This window comes from Phaeobacter sp. CC-HEC084, from assembly GCF_059429255.1.
Genome location: NZ_JCAIJQ010000002.1, coordinates 1,519,069 through 1,534,807, shown reverse-complemented (window position 1 = coordinate 1,534,807; position 15,739 = coordinate 1,519,069). Strand labels below are relative to the sequence as shown.

Annotated in this window: 16 protein-coding genes; 7 read left to right on the top strand and 9 right to left on the bottom strand. The window is 59.9% G+C overall.

From position 1 onward, the window contains the following. Positions 1-211: 211 nt before the first annotated feature. Together AC5SSZ_RS07715 and AC5SSZ_RS07710 are read right to left on the bottom strand one after the other, a co-directional pair. Positions 212-1,618, bottom strand: coding sequence for a methyl-accepting chemotaxis protein (locus tag AC5SSZ_RS07715; RefSeq protein WP_495437774.1), 1,407 nt, complete (start codon positions 1,616-1,618; stop codon positions 212-214). Between the two features lie 58 nt (positions 1,619-1,676). Next, the gene (locus AC5SSZ_RS07710; RefSeq protein WP_274828013.1) at positions 1,677-2,129 is read right to left on the bottom strand and encodes an iron-sulfur cluster assembly scaffold protein; all 453 of its coding nucleotides are present in this window, start codon (positions 2,127-2,129) and stop codon (positions 1,677-1,679) included. A gap of 58 nt (positions 2,130-2,187) precedes the next feature. Between AC5SSZ_RS07710 and hisI the strand changes: the two genes are divergently transcribed. Further along, the gene (hisI, locus tag AC5SSZ_RS07705; RefSeq protein ID WP_274833959.1) at positions 2,188-2,583 is read left to right on the top strand and encodes a phosphoribosyl-AMP cyclohydrolase; all 396 of its coding nucleotides are present in this window, start codon (positions 2,188-2,190) and stop codon (positions 2,581-2,583) included. A gap of 6 nt (positions 2,584-2,589) precedes the next feature. Here hisI and gluQRS read toward each other — a convergent pair whose 3' ends face one another. From gluQRS to AC5SSZ_RS07690, 3 genes are all read right to left on the bottom strand, one after another. Further along, positions 2,590-3,432, bottom strand: a complete 843-nt coding sequence (gene gluQRS, locus AC5SSZ_RS07700; protein WP_495437773.1) for a tRNA glutamyl-Q(34) synthetase GluQRS — start codon at positions 3,430-3,432, stop codon at positions 2,590-2,592. A gap of 15 nt (positions 3,433-3,447) precedes the next feature. Continuing rightward, positions 3,448-4,791 carry a methylenetetrahydrofolate--tRNA-(uracil(54)-C(5))-methyltransferase (FADH(2)-oxidizing) TrmFO gene (trmFO, locus tag AC5SSZ_RS07695; protein WP_495437772.1) on the bottom strand — a complete coding sequence of 448 codons (1,344 nt, stop codon included), beginning with the start codon at positions 4,789-4,791 and terminating at the stop codon, positions 3,448-3,450. Positions 4,792-5,130: 339 nt separating this feature from the next. Further along, the gene (locus AC5SSZ_RS07690; RefSeq protein WP_495437771.1) at positions 5,131-5,919 is read right to left on the bottom strand and encodes an enoyl-CoA hydratase; all 789 of its coding nucleotides are present in this window, start codon (positions 5,917-5,919) and stop codon (positions 5,131-5,133) included. Positions 5,920-5,977: 58 nt separating this feature from the next. Between AC5SSZ_RS07690 and AC5SSZ_RS07685 the strand changes: the two genes are divergently transcribed. After that, positions 5,978-6,400: a PaaI family thioesterase gene (locus tag AC5SSZ_RS07685; RefSeq protein ID WP_274828018.1), complete on the top strand. Its 423-nt coding sequence runs from the start codon at positions 5,978-5,980 to the stop codon at positions 6,398-6,400. A gap of 3 nt (positions 6,401-6,403) precedes the next feature. Here AC5SSZ_RS07685 and asd read toward each other — a convergent pair whose 3' ends face one another. Next, positions 6,404-7,294 (bottom strand): archaetidylserine decarboxylase, encoded by an 891-nt coding sequence (gene asd, locus AC5SSZ_RS07680; RefSeq protein WP_274836965.1) that lies wholly within the window; start codon positions 7,292-7,294, stop codon positions 6,404-6,406. Positions 7,295-7,493: 199 nt separating this feature from the next. On the opposite strand from asd, the gene AC5SSZ_RS07675 reads away from it, so the two are divergent. From AC5SSZ_RS07675 to AC5SSZ_RS07655, 5 genes are all read left to right on the top strand, one after another. Continuing rightward, positions 7,494-8,114, top strand: coding sequence for a holin-associated N-acetylmuramidase (locus AC5SSZ_RS07675; protein ID WP_495437770.1), 621 nt, complete (start codon positions 7,494-7,496; stop codon positions 8,112-8,114). Beyond that, positions 8,111-8,662, top strand: coding sequence for a holin family protein (locus tag AC5SSZ_RS07670; protein ID WP_495437769.1), 552 nt, complete (start codon positions 8,111-8,113; stop codon positions 8,660-8,662). The genes AC5SSZ_RS07675 and AC5SSZ_RS07670 overlap by 4 nt, the downstream gene beginning before the upstream one ends. Positions 8,663-8,741: 79 nt before the next feature. Next, entirely contained in the window at positions 8,742-10,709 is a 1,968-nt protein-coding gene (locus tag AC5SSZ_RS07665; RefSeq protein WP_495437768.1) for a heme lyase CcmF/NrfE family subunit, read from the top strand. A gap of 50 nt (positions 10,710-10,759) precedes the next feature. Continuing rightward, positions 10,760-11,200 carry a cytochrome c-type biogenesis protein gene (locus AC5SSZ_RS07660; RefSeq protein ID WP_274834459.1) on the top strand — a complete coding sequence of 147 codons (441 nt, stop codon included), beginning with the start codon at positions 10,760-10,762 and terminating at the stop codon, positions 11,198-11,200. 114 nt (positions 11,201-11,314) lie between these two features. Beyond that, a complete protein-coding gene (locus tag AC5SSZ_RS07655) occupies positions 11,315-12,091 on the top strand; it encodes an enoyl-CoA hydratase-related protein (protein WP_274828022.1) in 777 nt (258 codons plus the stop codon). Between the two features lie 47 nt (positions 12,092-12,138). On the opposite strand, the gene AC5SSZ_RS07650 is transcribed toward AC5SSZ_RS07655, so the two are convergent. From AC5SSZ_RS07650 to gltA, 3 genes are all read right to left on the bottom strand, one after another. Then, positions 12,139-13,005, bottom strand: a complete 867-nt coding sequence (locus AC5SSZ_RS07650; RefSeq protein ID WP_495437767.1) for a calcium-binding protein — start codon at positions 13,003-13,005, stop codon at positions 12,139-12,141. A gap of 199 nt (positions 13,006-13,204) precedes the next feature. Further along, complete coding sequence (locus AC5SSZ_RS07645) at positions 13,205-14,149, bottom strand: calcium-binding protein (protein ID WP_495437766.1); 945 nt, start codon at positions 14,147-14,149, stop codon at positions 13,205-13,207. Between the two features lie 218 nt (positions 14,150-14,367). Continuing rightward, on the bottom strand, positions 14,368-15,663 hold the full coding sequence (gltA, locus tag AC5SSZ_RS07640) for a citrate synthase (protein WP_065270151.1): 1,296 nt from the start codon (positions 15,661-15,663) through the stop codon (positions 14,368-14,370). Positions 15,664-15,739: the final 76 nt, after the last annotated feature.

Genomic DNA, 15,739 nt, shown 5'->3' with positions numbered 1-15,739 from the left:
CACTGCATCCTGTCCCGAACCGATGAGGGGAACACCTGCCTGTACCCATCCCCGTCCGGCCTTGCCTGATTGCCGGAAAGCGTGACCCGTCCCGCATGAAGAACCAGAGTTGCCGCCACCATCTGCCCGGATGTGTGGCGGCTTATTTTATTGCATAAATATATAGTTGCGCGGGGTTTTCGTCTGTTTCGGGGATCCGTGTAATTGGGCTTCAGGTCGTAAAGGCCATCCGCAGACCACCCCAATGGCGACCACCCACGGTAATGGGCGCCGACAGGTCCTTCATCATGACGAAGTCGCCGCCGCCCATGTCGCGCCGGTAGACCTGCATCAGGAAGGGACCTGTGTTGCGTCCGGCCTTGAGCCCGACACGATCATCGAAAATCCGCCGGTTGCGGCAGTTGGCCATGTTCCAGTCAGGATCTGCGCTTTGCGGTTTGGAAAATTTCTTGTTGTGGGTCGGGAGGTATCCGTTGACGTCCACTGCTGCGGAAAAGACCACGCGTGGATCCAGATCCAGGGCGGCCTCCAGCAGCGGCGGCAGGACGCTGTCGGTGAACTGGGTGAAACGGGTCATGACCTGTGTCGGATTGGTCTTGGGGATTTGAACATAGGTCCGGTCGAACAGATCTGCCTGCGAAATCCGGCTGCTGGTCAGGCCCTCTTCGAATAGCCTGCCAATCTGGGCCGCCATGTCGGTGACAAATGCGATGAACATCTTGTCCCCGGATTGGCCGCCAAGAGCGACCGTGCCTTGAACAAGGCGTTCAGAGGAAATGATAAGATTTTCAACACGGTGGTGGGTCTTTTGAATGTCGTCAGTGGTGTCCTGAACAGAATGCTTGATCCGGTTGATGTTGGGAAAACACGCCTCCATCGCGTCGCGCACGGTCGTGGCATCGGTCAGAATCCGGCCGGTTTCGCTGTTCACGTTCTGGGCGTCTTTTTCAATGCCAGCCAGCGACGCGTCGGTATCTCGGGCGCGGTCCAGGATTTGCTTGGCGGATTTGGATATCGTCTCAGTCTCTTCGTCCAGAGTCCGGATCCAGCTGTAAAGCGTTTCGATATTTGTGCTGATCTCCCGTGCCGCGCGTTGGGTGCGTTTGGACAGATCATTGATCGCCTCTGCAACGACCGCAAATCCCCGCCCGGCATCGCCTGCGCGCCCCGCTTCGATCTTGGCATTGATGGCCAGAATGTTCACCTGCGCCGCGATCGAAGTGATGATCTCGTTGTCCTTGCGCATAGCGTCGACGGTGTTGCTGACGTCCTCGGTCCGGCTGTTGAGATCCTGCACCCATTCGGCAACCTCCTGGCTGCGGCCGCTGCTTTCGCGGACGAGGGCTACGGACTTTCTGGCTGACTCCAGCGTTTTCTGGGTTGATAGAGAGACGGCACCCACGGTCTCCATGACCTGCGCATTCGATCTGACAACCCGCTCGGCGCCTCGGTCCAATTGGTCAAGATCTTCGAGCTGGGTTTTGGATTTACTCTCGATCATGTCCAGGAACCCGGCAATGTCGACAATTTCAAAACCGAGCTGGGAAGAGATTTCGGCAAGATCGTTCAGATTGGCGTCCGCGACTGATGGCGCCTGAGTGTCTTGTTTTTGCAGCATTTAGGGACCCGTTTACTCGTTACAGTCAACAAGTAGCCCAAATGTTATAAAATTATCGTTAAGTACACTCTTCCTTAGCAACTTGCTGAAGCGCCTCATGTGTCGCATCCAGCGCCAGCATGATCGAAGCATGGCGATTCTTGAACTCACGGGCTGGCACCAATACCTCAAGTTCGTCAAAGGGGGCTTGCGGCGGTTCGGCACCTTCGGTCAGCATCGCTTTCAGCTGGTTGCGGGCTTTTTCCACCGTCTCCAGCGAGCAGCCGATAATGTGATCCGCCACAACCGATGCCGCGGCTTGCCCCAGGGCGCAGGCTTTCACGTCCTGGCCGAAATCGGTGATCTTGCCATCCTCGACCTTCAGATCGACGGTCACCGTCGACCCGCAGAGAGGCGAGCGTTTTTTCACTGTGACATCAGGATCTTCCAGACGCTCTAAATGCGGAATATCCGCTGCAAGGGCCAGAATGCGGGAAGAATAGAGTTTGATCAGATCGGTTTCGCTGGACATGCGGGCCTCGGGGTTTCCCTTGGGTGGAGTTCCTCATACATAGGGAGCGAAGCTTCAGATGCAAAAGGTTTTTGCCATGTCCAGCGCGACCACACAGTCCTTTGATCCCGCAAGCCTGCGTTACGACGCAAACGGGCTGATCCCCTGTATCGCGCAGGACCACGACAGCCATGAGGTACTGATGATGGCCTGGATGAACGCCGAAAGTGTCGCGCGCACGCTTGAGACGGGCAAGGTAACCTATTGGTCGCGTTCGCGGCAGTCGTTCTGGGTCAAGGGTGAAAGCTCAGGCCACGTGCAGGAACTGGTGGATCTGCGACTGGATTGTGACCGTGATTGCTTGCTTGCTGTCGTGCGCCAGACCGGACCGGCCTGCCACACTAACCGGCGCAGCTGTTTCTATACCGCTGTGCGGGAAGGGGAAGAGGTCGAATTGATGGCGCCCATGGTCTGAGGGCGCTCAGCCAAGGCCCACCATGCGGCGGATGTCCTGCGGTGTTGCGCCTTCGGCGCGGTATTTTGCGATGGCTCGGGCATCGTCGCGTTTGGCGAGGCGCTTGCCTGCCTCGTCACGGATCAGGCGGTGATGGTGGTAGATGGGGACGGGCAGCTCCAGCAGCGTCAGTAGCAGGAGCTGTAGCTGGGTGAAGTCGAACAGATCCTCGCCCCGTACCACATGAGTGATCTCCTGATGCACGTCGTCCAGCGCCGAGGCCAGGAAATAGGCGACGATCTCTTCGCCCTTGCGCGACAGAACGACATCGCCGATTTCCTTTAGGGCACGTTCAGGGTCCAGATGGTGCGTGCCCTTATGCGCCGCACCGGTTTCTTCGAACGTCATGTTCTGGGCTTTTAGGTGGGAAAGCGCGCGGTCAAGATGCAGCCGCAGCGCATCACCCGGTTTGCGATCCGACATGGGGCGGGTCTTGCAGGTGCCGGGATAGACGTCGTGGCTGACACCCTCCTGCGGTGCGGATAGGGCGGCGCGGATATCTGCGCGGCTGCAGGAGCAGGGATATAAAAGCCCCATACTTTCAAAAGTTTCGAGGTATTTGTTATAGTCGTTCAGATGCTCTGACTGGCGCAGAATAGGCTCGTCCCAGCGAAGGCCCAGCCAGGTCAGATCTTCGATAATGGCCGCGTCCCATTCCGGTTTCGACCGTTGCAGGTCGGTGTCCTCCATGCGCAGCAGGAAGGCGCCTCCGGCGGCGCGGGCCATGTCGTGAGCAATGACCGCGGAATAGGCATGGCCCAGATGCAGCGGGCCGGTGGGCGAGGGCGCAAAACGGGTGCGAAATGTCATTGCGCCCCTCGCGGTTCAGGAAAACTGCTGCAGCCATTCGGTCCAGGCGGCTTTGGCCCGGTCGGTATAGGCCTTGTAGCGGTCCTTGCGGCCGCGACGCCCGCCTTTCAGCCCATCCACCGGGCGGAACAGGCCAAAGTTCACGTTCATCGGCTGGAACGTCTTGGCCTCGGCGCCGCCGGTGATGTGATGGATCAGCGCGCCCATGGCGCTGTCCTGCGGCACGTCGGTAAGGGGCCTGCCCAGGATCTCCGCAGCGGCCAGGCGACCGGCAAGCAGGCCCATAGCGGCGCTTTCCACGTAGCCTTCGACGCCGGTGATCTGCCCGGCAAAGCGGATATTGGGCCGCGACTTCATGCGCATCTGGCTGTCCAGAAGGGTCGGAGAGTTGAGGAAGGTATTGCGGTGGATGCCGCCAAGCCGTGCGAAACTGGCGTTTTCCAACCCCGGAATCATCCGGAAAACCTCGGTCTGGGCGCCGTATTTCATCTTGGTCTGGAAGCCGACGATGTTGAACAGCGTCCCCAAAGCATTGTCCCGGCGCAGCTGCACCACGGCGTGGGCCTTGATGTCGGGCTGGTGCGGGTTGGTGAGGCCAACGGGCTTCATCGGTCCGTGGCGTAGGGTTTCGCGGCCGCGTTCGGCCATCACTTCAATCGGCAGGCAGCCGTCGAAATAGCCAGCGGTTTCGCCCTCGTGGAACTCGGTCTTGTCGGCGGCGAGCAGCGCGTCGATGAAGGCCTCGTATTGTTCCTTGTCCATCGGACAGTTGAGGTAGGCGGTGCGCTCCTCCTCGGTTTCGCCCTTGTCATAGCGCGACTGCATCCAGGCCTTGGACATGTCGATGCTCTCGGCATAGACGATGGGCGCAATGGCATCGAAGAACGCCAGCGCCTCGGCGCCAGTTTCAGCCTGGATCGCCTTGCCGAGATCGGGGGAGGTCAGCGGACCGGTTGCAAAGATCCAGTGACCTTCGGTGGGAAGCTCTGTGATTTCTTCATAAGAAACAGAGACATTCGGAAGGCTCTTAAGCTGGGCGGTCACGGTTTCGGCAAAGGGTTCCCGGTCCACCGCCAGGGCGCCGCCTGCGGGCAGGCGATGCTTATCCGCCGTGGTCATGATCAGACCCTTGGCGGCGCGCATTTCCCAATGCAGCAGGCCGACGGCATTCTGTTCATCGTCATCGGATCGGAAGGAGTTGGAGCAGACCATCTCACCCAGGTTGCCGGTCTGGTGGGCAAAGGTTTCGACCTTGGGCCGCATCTCGTGCAGCACGACCTTTACGCCCATGTTCGCCGCCTGCCAGGCAGCTTCGGACCCGGCCATGCCGCCGCCCACGATATGCAATTCTTGTGTCATGAGGTGCCACATAGGGCAGGGATGGCCATTGCGCAATATGACATGCGTCGGGGGCAGCAATGGCGCGCAATGCAAGGGGGCCGACAACGCACCCGTTTGCTGATCATTGGAACCGGTATTGTGCAGGGGAGAATTTTGGGGCCACTGCGGCGGGAATGTCGACCGGGGAGAGAGACCCGGTTGGAGGGACCTTCCGACGCAGCGGCCCAAAATTGTGACCGGTCTGTGACCGGTGCCCAACCTTTGCCATTATCCTGCCTTTATTGAAAGACCGGATATGGAAACAATATCTGGTCAATCGTAAACAAAGGCTAAACTTGTTTTAAATTTTCGGAAAACTCAGTTGTCTTCCCAGTCGGGCGGACGCTTTTCGATAAAGGCGTTGAGGCCTTCGATTGTGTCGCGGTGCATCAGGTTTTCGACGATCACCCCGCTGGTATAGGCATAGGCCTCATCCAGGGGCATTTCGATTTGACGGTAATAGGCTTCCTTGCCGATCTTCACGGCCGAGCCGAGTTTTGATGCGATGGTTTCTGCCATCTTCAGCGTTTCAGCTTCCAGGTCCTTTTCGGGCACCGCTCTGTTGATTAGACCCAATTCGGCGGCGCGGACGGCGGACATGAACTCGCCAGTGGTCAGCAGTTCAAAGGCATGTTTTCGCGGGATATTGCGAGACAGGGCCACCATGGGGGTTGAGCAGAACAGACCGATATTGACACCATTGACGCCGAACCGGGTGCCCTGCGCGGCCACGGCCAGATCGCAAGAGGCGACAAGCTGACAGCCGGCGGCAGTCGCAATCCCATGCACCTGGGCAATTACCGGCTGTGGCAGGCGTTGCAGACCCAGCATCACGCTGGTGCAGCGGGCGAAAAGGCCCTCGAAATAGGCCTTGCCACCATCCTCGGCCGCGCGCCCTGCGTTCATCTGTCGGATATCGTGCCCGGCGCAGAAGGCCTTGCCCTCGCCAGAGAGTACAACGGCCTTGATTGTGCTGTCGTTTTTCAAGGCGTCGATCTGCTCTTGCAGGGCGGCCAGCATCTCATCCGACAGCGCGTTCAGCCGCTCGGGTGCGTTCATGCGCAGATGTGCGATCGCATTTGCGTCGCGACGTTCCAGAATTGTCATCTTGTCCTCCTGACCCTGTTTGGGGCAACTCTATGGCGGACAAGGGAGAAGGAAAAGCATGGCTTTGGCTTTTGATGCGGCGGGGCTGACCGCCTATATGGCGGAGATCTTTCCGCAGGTGGCGGATGATTTCGCCGTGGATGAACTGTCCGAGGCAGGGATCACCATGCGGCTGCTGACGGCAGAACGGCACCTGCGGCCGGGCGGCACTGTGTCTGGCCCTTCGATGTTCGCGCTGGCTGATGTGACAGTCTACGGGCTGGTACTATCCCGGCTGGGACGCAAGGCACTGGCGGTGACCACCAATTGCTCGCTTGATTTCATGCGCAAGCCCGAGGCGGGTGTCGATCTGATCGCCAAAGGAACTCTGTTGAAACTGGGCCGCGCGCTCGCTGTTGGCGATGTGCATATGTATTCGGAAGGTTCGGACAAGATGGTGGCGCGCTCCACCATGACCTACTCGATTCCGCCGGAAAAATAGGGGTCAGAGGGCGCGCGCCAGAGGTTCGCCGACTTTCACAAGGGTCTCCAAGCCTTTGGAACTGTTGGTGATCAGATCGTCGCTGAACTGGACCTTCCCGGGTTCAAAGACTACGACGACGGTGGAGCCGCCGAACTTGAAATAGCCCTTTTCGTCCATCTTCTCGACCCGGCCACTGGTGCGGGTGTTGACGATGGACCCCACGCCAAAGGCGCCGACCTCGACAAAGCACATGGTGCCCGCCGTGTCCGTGTCGATCAGGGTCAGGCTGCGCTTGTTGTCACCAAAAACATCCGGCCCGGCGCCAAGCGCGATGGGGTTCACCGAATGCAGCGCGCCGGGAATGTCGCGGGTTTCGGTAATCTGGCCTGCGGTCGGAAAATGATACCTGTGATAATCGGCGGGGCACAGGCGGACAATGGCGAGGGCACCGCCCAGAAACCGCTCGTGCAGGCCGGGCAGCATGGTGCGGATTGACATCGGGTGCCCTTTGACCGGGACAAAAACGTCCTCCTCCAGTTCAGGGAACACCAAGACGCGACCATCCGCCGGGGAGACGATGTCGTTCAGTTCATCACTATAGGGGCGGGTTTCCGGTTTCAGGTGCCGCACGAAGAAATCGTTAAAGCAGCGAAAGCTGGAGACTGGATCGCGGGCCTCGTCCATGTCAATCGACAGTTCCTCGATGACCGCGGCGATCTTGCGCCGGGAAAGGGGCGAGTCGAACCACAGCCCGAACAGGCGGCTAACCAAAGAGGATCGGAACAGTGCGCGCTCCAGCAGGCTGGAGCCTGCGTCCTGATAAGCCCAGCGGATCCATTTCTCGCCAAGGATCACCTCGTCGAAAACCGTGCCGCTTGCCCGGTCGACCACCTTGATCGGAGTATTCGTCATCTATCCGCCTTGTCGCTTGTCCGGCCTGTCTGGCCCGTGGCGATGAGGTAGCAGAGTGCGCGCAGAAGGCTCAAGAGCGGAATGCAACGGCGGCGGAGGGCCGCAGGGCCAGACCGTTGCCTCACACGCGGACGCCAGGGTAACGGGACCTCAGATGTTTGGTGCAACACTTTGCCATTAAAAAGAAAAGAGTGTCCGGATGCAGGTCAGACAGATTGCCGAAGAGATCGTCGAGCGCGAAGGCGGTTATGTGAATGATCCCGGTGATCCGGGTGGGGCCACCAAACACGGGGTCACGATCGGGACCCTGAAACGGCTGGGAATTGATGTTTCCGGTGACGGGCAGGTCGACGCCACGGATGTGAAGGCGCTGAGCCGCGAAGATGCGGTGGATATCTTCATCCGCTGGTATTTCGAACGTCCAGGAATCGCCCGCTTGCCAGAGGCGCTCCAGGCATCGGTGTTCGATATGTACGTCAATTCCGGCGCTAACGCGGTCCGGATCCTGCAGGGGCTGCTACAGGAAATGGGGTTCGACATTGCGGTGGATGGGGTGATTGGGACGCACACAGCGGCGGCGGGACTGCGGGCGGCGCAGGTGGATGCAAAGAGCCTGCGCGACGCCTACGGCATTGCCCGGCGCAGCTACTATTTCGACTTGGCAGACCGGCGCCCGGCCAGCCGCAAATACGCCCGGACCCGCGCAGGCGGCAAGGGCGGATGGATCCGGCGCGCCGAGGTATTCATCAGCACCAAATACCACATGGACCGGAAGGCCTTTGTCCGGCGGATCGCACGGTGGCAGGAAGGAAAACGATGATCACAGGTTTGTTTCGCTTGCTGTTTGGACGTAATCGCAATGTGTTGCAGAATACAGTTGAGGTGTTTCGTGAAAACGCGGAGGCCGGTGCAGAGCGGGCCAGCCGGGCGCAAGGCGCGGCGCTGCAGCAGTTCGCGGCAGAATTCCGCGCTGAACGGCGTAGCGTGTTTGACCGGGTGATGGATGGGATCAACCGGCTGCCAAGGCCGCTGCTGGCGCTCGGGACAGTGGGGCTGATGGTGAGCGCAATGGCCAACCCCTCGTGGTTTGCAGCCCGGATGCAGGGGCTGGCGGCAGTGCCCGAACCGTTGTGGTGGCTGCTGGGGGTTATCGTCTCTTTCTATTTCGGTGCGCGCCATCAAATCAAAAGCCAGGAATTCCAGCGGAGCCTTGCGGAAGTTGCTGCACGTGTGCCTCAAACGCTGGAGGGGCCTGCACCTGTGCAAAATGACAAGCCGCCGTCCCAGACTGAAGTCGAGAACCCGGCGTTGCAGGCATGGAAGGAAAGCCAGTTCAGGCTGTCGCAGGCCGACCACCCCGCAGAGTAAGCGCGCAATCGCCTCCTGCGGCGGCTGGACGCGCCAAATGCCATTGGCGCCGCCCCGGTGAAAGATTATAGACAGAGGTATGATTACAGAACTCGGTCACTTCGCCCTCATCCTCGCCTTTCTGGTTGCCATCGTGCAGATGGTTGTTCCCATGATCGGCGCCCATAAACGCTGGCCCGGCTGGATGGCCGTCGCCGAACCTGCGGCACAGGCGCAGTTCTTCTTTACCGCCTTTGCCTTTGCGGCGCTGGTCTGGGCCTTCGTGACTTCGGATTTCTCGCTCCGGCTTGTCACCCTCAACAGCCACTCGGCCAAGCCGATGCTTTACAAGATCTCGGGCACCTGGGGGAACCACGAAGGCTCCATGCTGCTCTGGGTACTGATAGTCAGCCTGTTCGGCGCAGTGGCCTCGGTCTTTGGCGGCGGCTTGCCGCAGACGCTCAAGGCGCGGGTTCTTTCGGTTCAGGCCGCCATTGGTGTTGCCTTCTTTGCCTTCATTCTGTTCACATCGAACCCGTTCCTGAGGCTGGTGTCGCCGCCGTTTGACGGGCAGGATCTGAACCCGCTGCTGCAGGACCCGGGCCTCGCCTTTCACCCGCCATTCCTTTACCTCGGCTATGTTGGGCTTTCGATGGCGTTTTCCTTTGCCGTGGCAGCCCTGATCGAGGGGCGCATTGATGCCGCTTGGGGACGCTGGGTGCGGCCTTGGACGCTGGCCGCCTGGATTTTCCTGACCATCGGCATCGCGCTGGGATCCTGGTGGGCCTATTACGAGCTGGGTTGGGGCGGTTTCTGGTTCTGGGACCCAGTGGAAAACGCCAGCTTCATGCCCTGGCTGCTGGCGGCAGCGCTGCTGCATTCCGCCATCGTGGTGGAAAAACGTGAGTCGCTCAAAAGCTGGACCATCCTGCTGGCCATCCTCGCCTTCGGCTTCTCGCTGATCGGGACCTTTATCGTCCGCTCGGGGCTGCTGACCTCGGTACATGCCTTTGCCAACGATCCGGAACGCGGCGTGTTTATTCTATTCATCCTAGCCTTCTTTACCGGCGGGGCGCTGACGCTGTTCGCGGCGCGTGCCCAGCAGATGCAGGCCAAGGGCGTCTTTGGCATCGTCAGTCGCGAAGGCGCGCTGGTGGCCAACAACATTCTGCTGGCCGTGAGCTGCTTTGTGGTGTTCTTTGGCACGCTCTGGCCGATCGTGGCCGAAATGGCCTTTGCCCGCAAACTGAGCGTCGGACCGCCCTTCTTCAACGCGGCCTTCACCCCCTTCATGGTGCTTTTGGGGATGATCCTGCCGGTTGGCGCCATGCTGCCGTGGAAACGCGGTAAGCTGGGCCAGACGATCTGGTACCTGCGCTATGTGCTGGTCCTATCGGTTGCCTTGGGTGTGCTGGCCTGGGCCATGCAGACGGGCCGCTCCGGTCTGGGGCCAATCGGGTTGTTCATCGGCTCCTGGGTGGTCTTTGGTGCCGCTGCCGATCTGTGGTCGCGCACCGGCAAGGTCGGGCAGATTGGGCGCTTGCTGCGACTGCCGCGCGCCGACTGGGGTAAGGCCGTGGCCCATGCAGGGCTGGGGATCACCATCTTTGCCATCGCCGGTCTGACGGCGTGGGAAGAGGAAGACATCCGCATTGCCAAGATCGGCGAGCCCTTTACTGTCGGCGGGTACGAGCTGGTGCTGGATGCGGTCGACCGCGCGCGGGGGCCGAACTACTTCACCACCATGGCCACCGTCAGCATCTTCAAGGACGGCGCGGATGTTGCTGTGCTGCATCCTGAAAAACGCACCTATCCGGTGGCGAAGATGCCGACGACAGAGGCCGCAATTGACTACCGCTTGCTGCGCGACCTTTACGTGGTGATCGGCGATCAGCAGGCGGATGGCGGCTGGACCGTGCGAACCTATATCAAACCGCTGGCCAACTGGATCTGGGGTGGCTGCCTGCTCATGGCGCTTGGCGGTTTGCTGAGCCTCAGCGACCGGCGTTTCCGTGTGGCGGCCGGGGCCCGCAAGGGCGCTGGCGCGGCAAAGGTGCCCGCAGAATGAAGGGCGCGGCTATGCTCAATCGGTTTGCCAAGGTTCTGGTGATCACCCTCATGGGGGTGATCGCGCTGCCTGCGACGCCTGTACTGGCCGTCCAGCCGGATGAGGTCCTATCCGATCCGGTTTTGGAGGGGCGCGCGCGCGAATTGTCCAAGGACCTGCGCTGTCTTGTCTGCCGCAACGAGAATATCGATGAATCCAACGCCGATCTGGCGCGGGATCTGCGGCTTCTGGTGCGCGAGCGCCTGGTGGCCGGGGACAGCGATACCGAGGTGATCGACTTTGTGGTCGACCGGTATGGCGAATACGTGCTGCTGCGGCCCACCACCACGGGAGCGAACTGGCTGCTTTGGGCGGCGGGTCCACTGATGCTGTTGCTGGCCCTTGGCCTTGGCGCCGGGTATCTGCGTGGACGGGCCAGGGCGCCCGGAACAGCAGAGGCCGGGCTGAGCCCCGAGGAAGAAGACCGGCTGCGGAAAATTATGGACGAGTGACGCCGGGTCCGGCTTTTCGACCGCAATGCTTTGCGCCACCATGGCTGAAATCACATCCGCTCTGCGGCGCCACTGGCCCGCGGGGATCCGAGAGAAGACAGACGAGGCCCTCTGATGGACTATAAAGAAATCCAATATTCGCTTGAGAACGGATTGGCGATCCTGACGCTGAACCGCCCGTCCAAGATGAACGCGCTGACTGGTCAGATGCGGGCCGAACTGACCCATGCCCTGAAACAGGCCGCGAGCGAGGCACGCGCTGTGGTGCTCACCGGCGCTGGCAGCGCCTTTTGCTCGGGGCAGGATCTGAGCGATGCCTCCGGCTCTGGCGACCTGGATCTGGAGCGGACGCTGCGCGACGAATACACGCCGATGCTTGAGGCGCTTTATGATTGCCCGGTGCCGACCATGGCGGCGGTCAACGGTCCAGTGGCCGGGGCAGGGGCCAATCTGGCGCTGGCAGCTGATGTGGTAATCGCGACCGAGAGCGCCTATTTCCTGCAGGCCTTTGCCCGGATCGGCCTGATGCCGGATGCGGGCGGCACCTGGTTCCTGCCGCGCCAGATGGGGCTGGCCAAGGCAATGGGCGCGGCCCTGTTCGCTGACAAGATCACGGCCAAGCAGGCCAGCGACTGGGGCATGATCTGGGAAGCGGTGCCGGATGCAGAGTTCGATGCCCATTGGCGGGCGCGGGCTGCCTATCTGGCGGAGGGTCCGACCAAGGCCTTTGGCGCCATCAAGACCGCGATGCGGGGCAGCTATGATAAAAGCCTGCCCGAACAACTGTCGATTGAGGCGCAACTGCAGGGCGAATGCGGCAAGACCCGCGATTTCCTGGAAGGCGTCACTGCCTTCATGGAAAAACGCCCAGCCAAGTTCGAAGGGCGTTAGTAGGGGACCGGCCCGGTCGGTTATTCTGACGCGGGGCCGACTTTCTTTTAGATTTCTGCGGCGGTTGCGCGTAGGCGGACATGGACATCGACGCTGAACAATCCGTCCGTGTCGTTGATCCGCATGATGGAGACCCCATCGGCATATAGGGTGCTGTCCTGACCACCGGACCCGTTCTCTTCGGATGTCACGGTGAGGTCGGGGGCCTCTTCGCTTTCAGGATAGTAGTAGAGAACCGCGTCTTCATCCAAGTCGAAGTCGGTAATGACTGCAAGGTCGTTACCTTGCGCCCAGGCTCCTGTAATGAAGTCGTTGCTGCCGCCACCGCCCGTCAGAATATCTCCGTCGCCGGCAATCAAGGTGTCATGGCCGTCACCGCCCAGAAGAGTGTCGCTGTCGCCATCATCTGAGACGGAGCTGAAGTATGGGGTCATTCTGACGCCAAATCCGTCCTGAATATCCTCCAAGGCATCTGCTGCCTGATCTTCCGCGATCTCATACATGACGACACCGGAAAGAACGTCGTCGCCAGCCCCGCCGAGCATGATGTCGGACCCTTCGCCGCCATAAAGCCCGTCGCCACCGAACCCGCCGTTCAATGTGTCTTGCCCCTGGTCTCCCTGCAGCCAATCGGCGCCGAGGCTTCCGGTGATGCTATCGTTACCTTCTTCGCCGATAAGCACATCCTGATCGGAGCCGCCGCGTAGCCAGTCATCGCCCCCACCGCCAGTAATGGCATCCGATCCATCCCCGCCATGGATGGTATCATCTAAATCGGTGCCGGTCAGAACATCGCCTTCCTCGGTTCCGGAAAGGTCTTCCCCTTCAGCGGAGGGATCTTGATCATCGTCGGTTGCATCAAGAATAAGCCCTGCAAAAAGGCCAAGAGAAACAAACGCGAAAAGAGCAATCATAGGGATATCCTGAAAGTTCTAAATACAACTTACGGAAAGATAATCTTGAGGGGGGATTGTGTCAATTTTTAATGGAAAACAAACGGTTGGTATTGTTTCTGCAAGGGTGACAATTCTTGATTGGTGGCGATCGGCGGGATTGGTTCCGTCCTTATCTGAAAGGGGTCCCACAGTTCAGAATTGCAGGACCCGCTGTCGATCAGGTGGTCGCCCGAGCTCCATAGGGGATCACGCGAATGTCCTGCGCGGGATCAAACGTACCATCCTGATCCAGCACCCGAATAACCTCCACCCCATCTGCATAGACGATCGCATCGCTGCCTTCGGTCTCGTTGGGAAGGTGGTCCACCGTCAACGCGGGCGCAGGTCCATCCAAGGGATCATAGCCGTAGATAAGCTGATCTTCGCCCCGTGAAAAATCTGTGATGGTTGCCGCAGGTTCACCTTCCAGCCAGGATGCTGTGACGAACAGATCCTTGCCGCTGCCGCCGATGACCGTGTCATCTACTCCGAACACAAGGGTGTCGTCCCCTTCGCCGCCATCGACGCTGTCGCCGCGGGAATCGGTGTCTTCGGAGAAGTCGATGCCAAGTTGCTCCAGAAGATCTCGGGCGCCATTCTCCAGAGAGCGATCCTGTTCCAGGCTTTCGATGGTCTCGGCGGACAGTTGGCCGCTTGCGATGATAAGATCCTGGCCGAGATCGCCATGCAAGCTGTCAGAGCCTTGATTATCCAAAAGGATGTCATGGTCGCGCCCGCCGCGGAGCATGTCATCACCGCGGTCACCTGTGATAAAATCATCCCCGTTGCCGCCAAATACGCTGTCGTCGCCACCGCCGCCGGAAACGGTGTCCATGCCACCGTCGCCAAAGACCCTGTCGGACCCGCGCTGACCGGCGAGGTCATCATCGCCATTACGTCCCAAAAGCGTGTTGTCCTGCCGGTTTCCGGTTATCTCGTCGTCACCGCTGGCACCGGTAAACGCATCATCCGGTTGCTCCTCTTCGGTAATTGTTTCCGAGGTCTCAACCTCATCATCCGATTCAAGAAATACAAAACCCGCAAGCAGGCCGACGCCGATCATGGCCATCCAAAACATAAAAATTCCCCCAAATAACAATAAAAAATTAATAAACCATCCCATTCGACCTGCCTAGCGGAAGAGTAGGTAAACACCGCTGTTGTAGATGAAAGCGCGGATAATGGTTCGAGATGAGAAGAATTATCTCCAAATTTAGAACAATCCTGGGGGTAAACTCGGGGAATCCGGGGAGTTGGACGCTGCTGGAGGGCCGCTCCAGCCAACAAAAAACGCCCCGCACCCAGAAGGTGCGAGGCGTCCAATCAAGGCTGTTATACCGATCAGCGGTTCTCGATATCCACGTAATCGCGGGCGGTTTCGCCGAGGTACAGCTGACGCGGGCGACCGATTTTGTTCTGTGGGTCTGCGATCATCTCTTTCCACTGCGAGATCCAGCCGACGGTGCGCGACAGCGCGAAGATCGGCGTGAACATCGAGGTCGGGAAGCCCATCGCCTCCAGGATGATGCCCGAGTAGAAGTCGACGTTCGGGAACAGTTTCTTCTCGATGAAGTAAGGATCGTTGAGCGCGGTCTGTTCCAGCTCCTTGGCAACCTGCAGCAGCGGGTTGTCCTCGACGCCGAGCAGTTCAAGAACCTCATCCGCGGACTGTTTCAGAACCTTGGCGCGCGGGTCGGTGTTTTTGTACACGCGGTGACCAAAGCCCATCAGGCGGAACGGATCGTTCTTGTCCTTGGCGCGGGCGATGAACTCGGGGATCTTGTCGACGGTGCCGATTTCTTTCAGCATCTCGAGGCAAGCCTGGTTGGCGCCGCCATGGGCCGGACCCCAGAGGCAGGCGATACCAGCCGCGATACAGGCGAACGGGTTTGCACCGGAAGAGGACGCCAGACGCACGGTCGAGGTCGAAGCGTTCTGTTCGTGGTCCGCGTGCAGGATAAAGATCCGGTCCATGGCGCGGGCGAGGATCGGGTCGACGTGATATTCTTCGGCCGGAACCGAGAAACACATGTGCAGGAAGTTCGCGGCGTAATCCAGATCGTTGCGCGGATAGACGAAGGGCTGACCAATCGAATATTTATAGGCCATCGCGGCGATGGTCGGCAGTTTTGCGATCAGGCGGATCGAGGCGACCTCGCGCTGCCACGGATCGGCGATATCGGTGGAGTCGTGGTAGAAGGCGGACATCGCGCCAACCACACCAACCAGGGTCGCCATCGGGTGCGCATCGCGGCGGAAACCACGGAAGAAGTTGTGCATCTGCTCGTGCACCATGGTGTGACGGGTCACACGCGCTTCGAAATCTTCCAGCTGAGCAGCGGTCGGCAGCTCACCGTAAAGCAGCAGGTAGCAGACTTCGAGGTGGTGCGAATTGGCTGCAAGTTGGTCGATCGGGTAGCCACGGTGCAGCAGCTCGCCCTTGCCACCATCGATGAAGGTGATGGTGCTGTCGCAGCTTGCGGTCGAGGTGAAGCCCGGATCGTAAGTGAAGACACCGGCCTGCGCGTAGAGTTTGCGGATGTCGAGAACATCGGGCCCGGCTGTCGGAGAGAAGATGGGAAGCTCGTAAGTTTCGCCATTCAGGCTGAGCTGGGCTGTCTTATTGGTATCGGTCATAGATGTCCCTTCCTGTTACAGGCACGAAAACCCGGAGAAATCCGGGCTTTGTGCAGGCAGCACCTGCGCGTGGACT

Coding starts and splice junctions, on each gene's coding strand:
- AC5SSZ_RS07715 (WP_495437774.1), bottom strand. CDS start 1,618: ATGCTGCAAAAACAAGACACTCAGGCGCCATCAGTCGCGGACGCCAAT.
- AC5SSZ_RS07710 (WP_274828013.1), bottom strand. CDS start 2,129: ATGTCCAGCGAAACCGATCTGATCAAACTCTATTCTTCCCGCATTCTG.
- hisI (WP_274833959.1), top strand. CDS start 2,188: ATGCAAAAGGTTTTTGCCATGTCCAGCGCGACCACACAGTCCTTTGAT.
- gluQRS (WP_495437773.1), bottom strand. CDS start 3,432: ATGACATTTCGCACCCGTTTTGCGCCCTCGCCCACCGGCCCGCTGCAT.
- trmFO (WP_495437772.1), bottom strand. CDS start 4,791: ATGACACAAGAATTGCATATCGTGGGCGGCGGCATGGCCGGGTCCGAA.
- AC5SSZ_RS07690 (WP_495437771.1), bottom strand. CDS start 5,919: ATGACAATTCTGGAACGTCGCGACGCAAATGCGATCGCACATCTGCGC.
- AC5SSZ_RS07685 (WP_274828018.1), top strand. CDS start 5,978: ATGGCTTTGGCTTTTGATGCGGCGGGGCTGACCGCCTATATGGCGGAG.
- asd (WP_274836965.1), bottom strand. CDS start 7,294: ATGACGAATACTCCGATCAAGGTGGTCGACCGGGCAAGCGGCACGGTT.
- AC5SSZ_RS07675 (WP_495437770.1), top strand. CDS start 7,494: ATGCAGGTCAGACAGATTGCCGAAGAGATCGTCGAGCGCGAAGGCGGT.
- AC5SSZ_RS07670 (WP_495437769.1), top strand. CDS start 8,111: ATGATCACAGGTTTGTTTCGCTTGCTGTTTGGACGTAATCGCAATGTG.
- AC5SSZ_RS07665 (WP_495437768.1), top strand. CDS start 8,742: ATGATTACAGAACTCGGTCACTTCGCCCTCATCCTCGCCTTTCTGGTT.
- AC5SSZ_RS07660 (WP_274834459.1), top strand. CDS start 10,760: ATGGGGGTGATCGCGCTGCCTGCGACGCCTGTACTGGCCGTCCAGCCG.
- AC5SSZ_RS07655 (WP_274828022.1), top strand. CDS start 11,315: ATGGACTATAAAGAAATCCAATATTCGCTTGAGAACGGATTGGCGATC.
- AC5SSZ_RS07650 (WP_495437767.1), bottom strand. CDS start 13,005: ATGATTGCTCTTTTCGCGTTTGTTTCTCTTGGCCTTTTTGCAGGGCTT.
- AC5SSZ_RS07645 (WP_495437766.1), bottom strand. CDS start 14,149: ATGGGATGGTTTATTAATTTTTTATTGTTATTTGGGGGAATTTTTATG.
- gltA (WP_065270151.1), bottom strand. CDS start 15,663: ATGACCGATACCAATAAGACAGCCCAGCTCAGCCTGAATGGCGAAACT.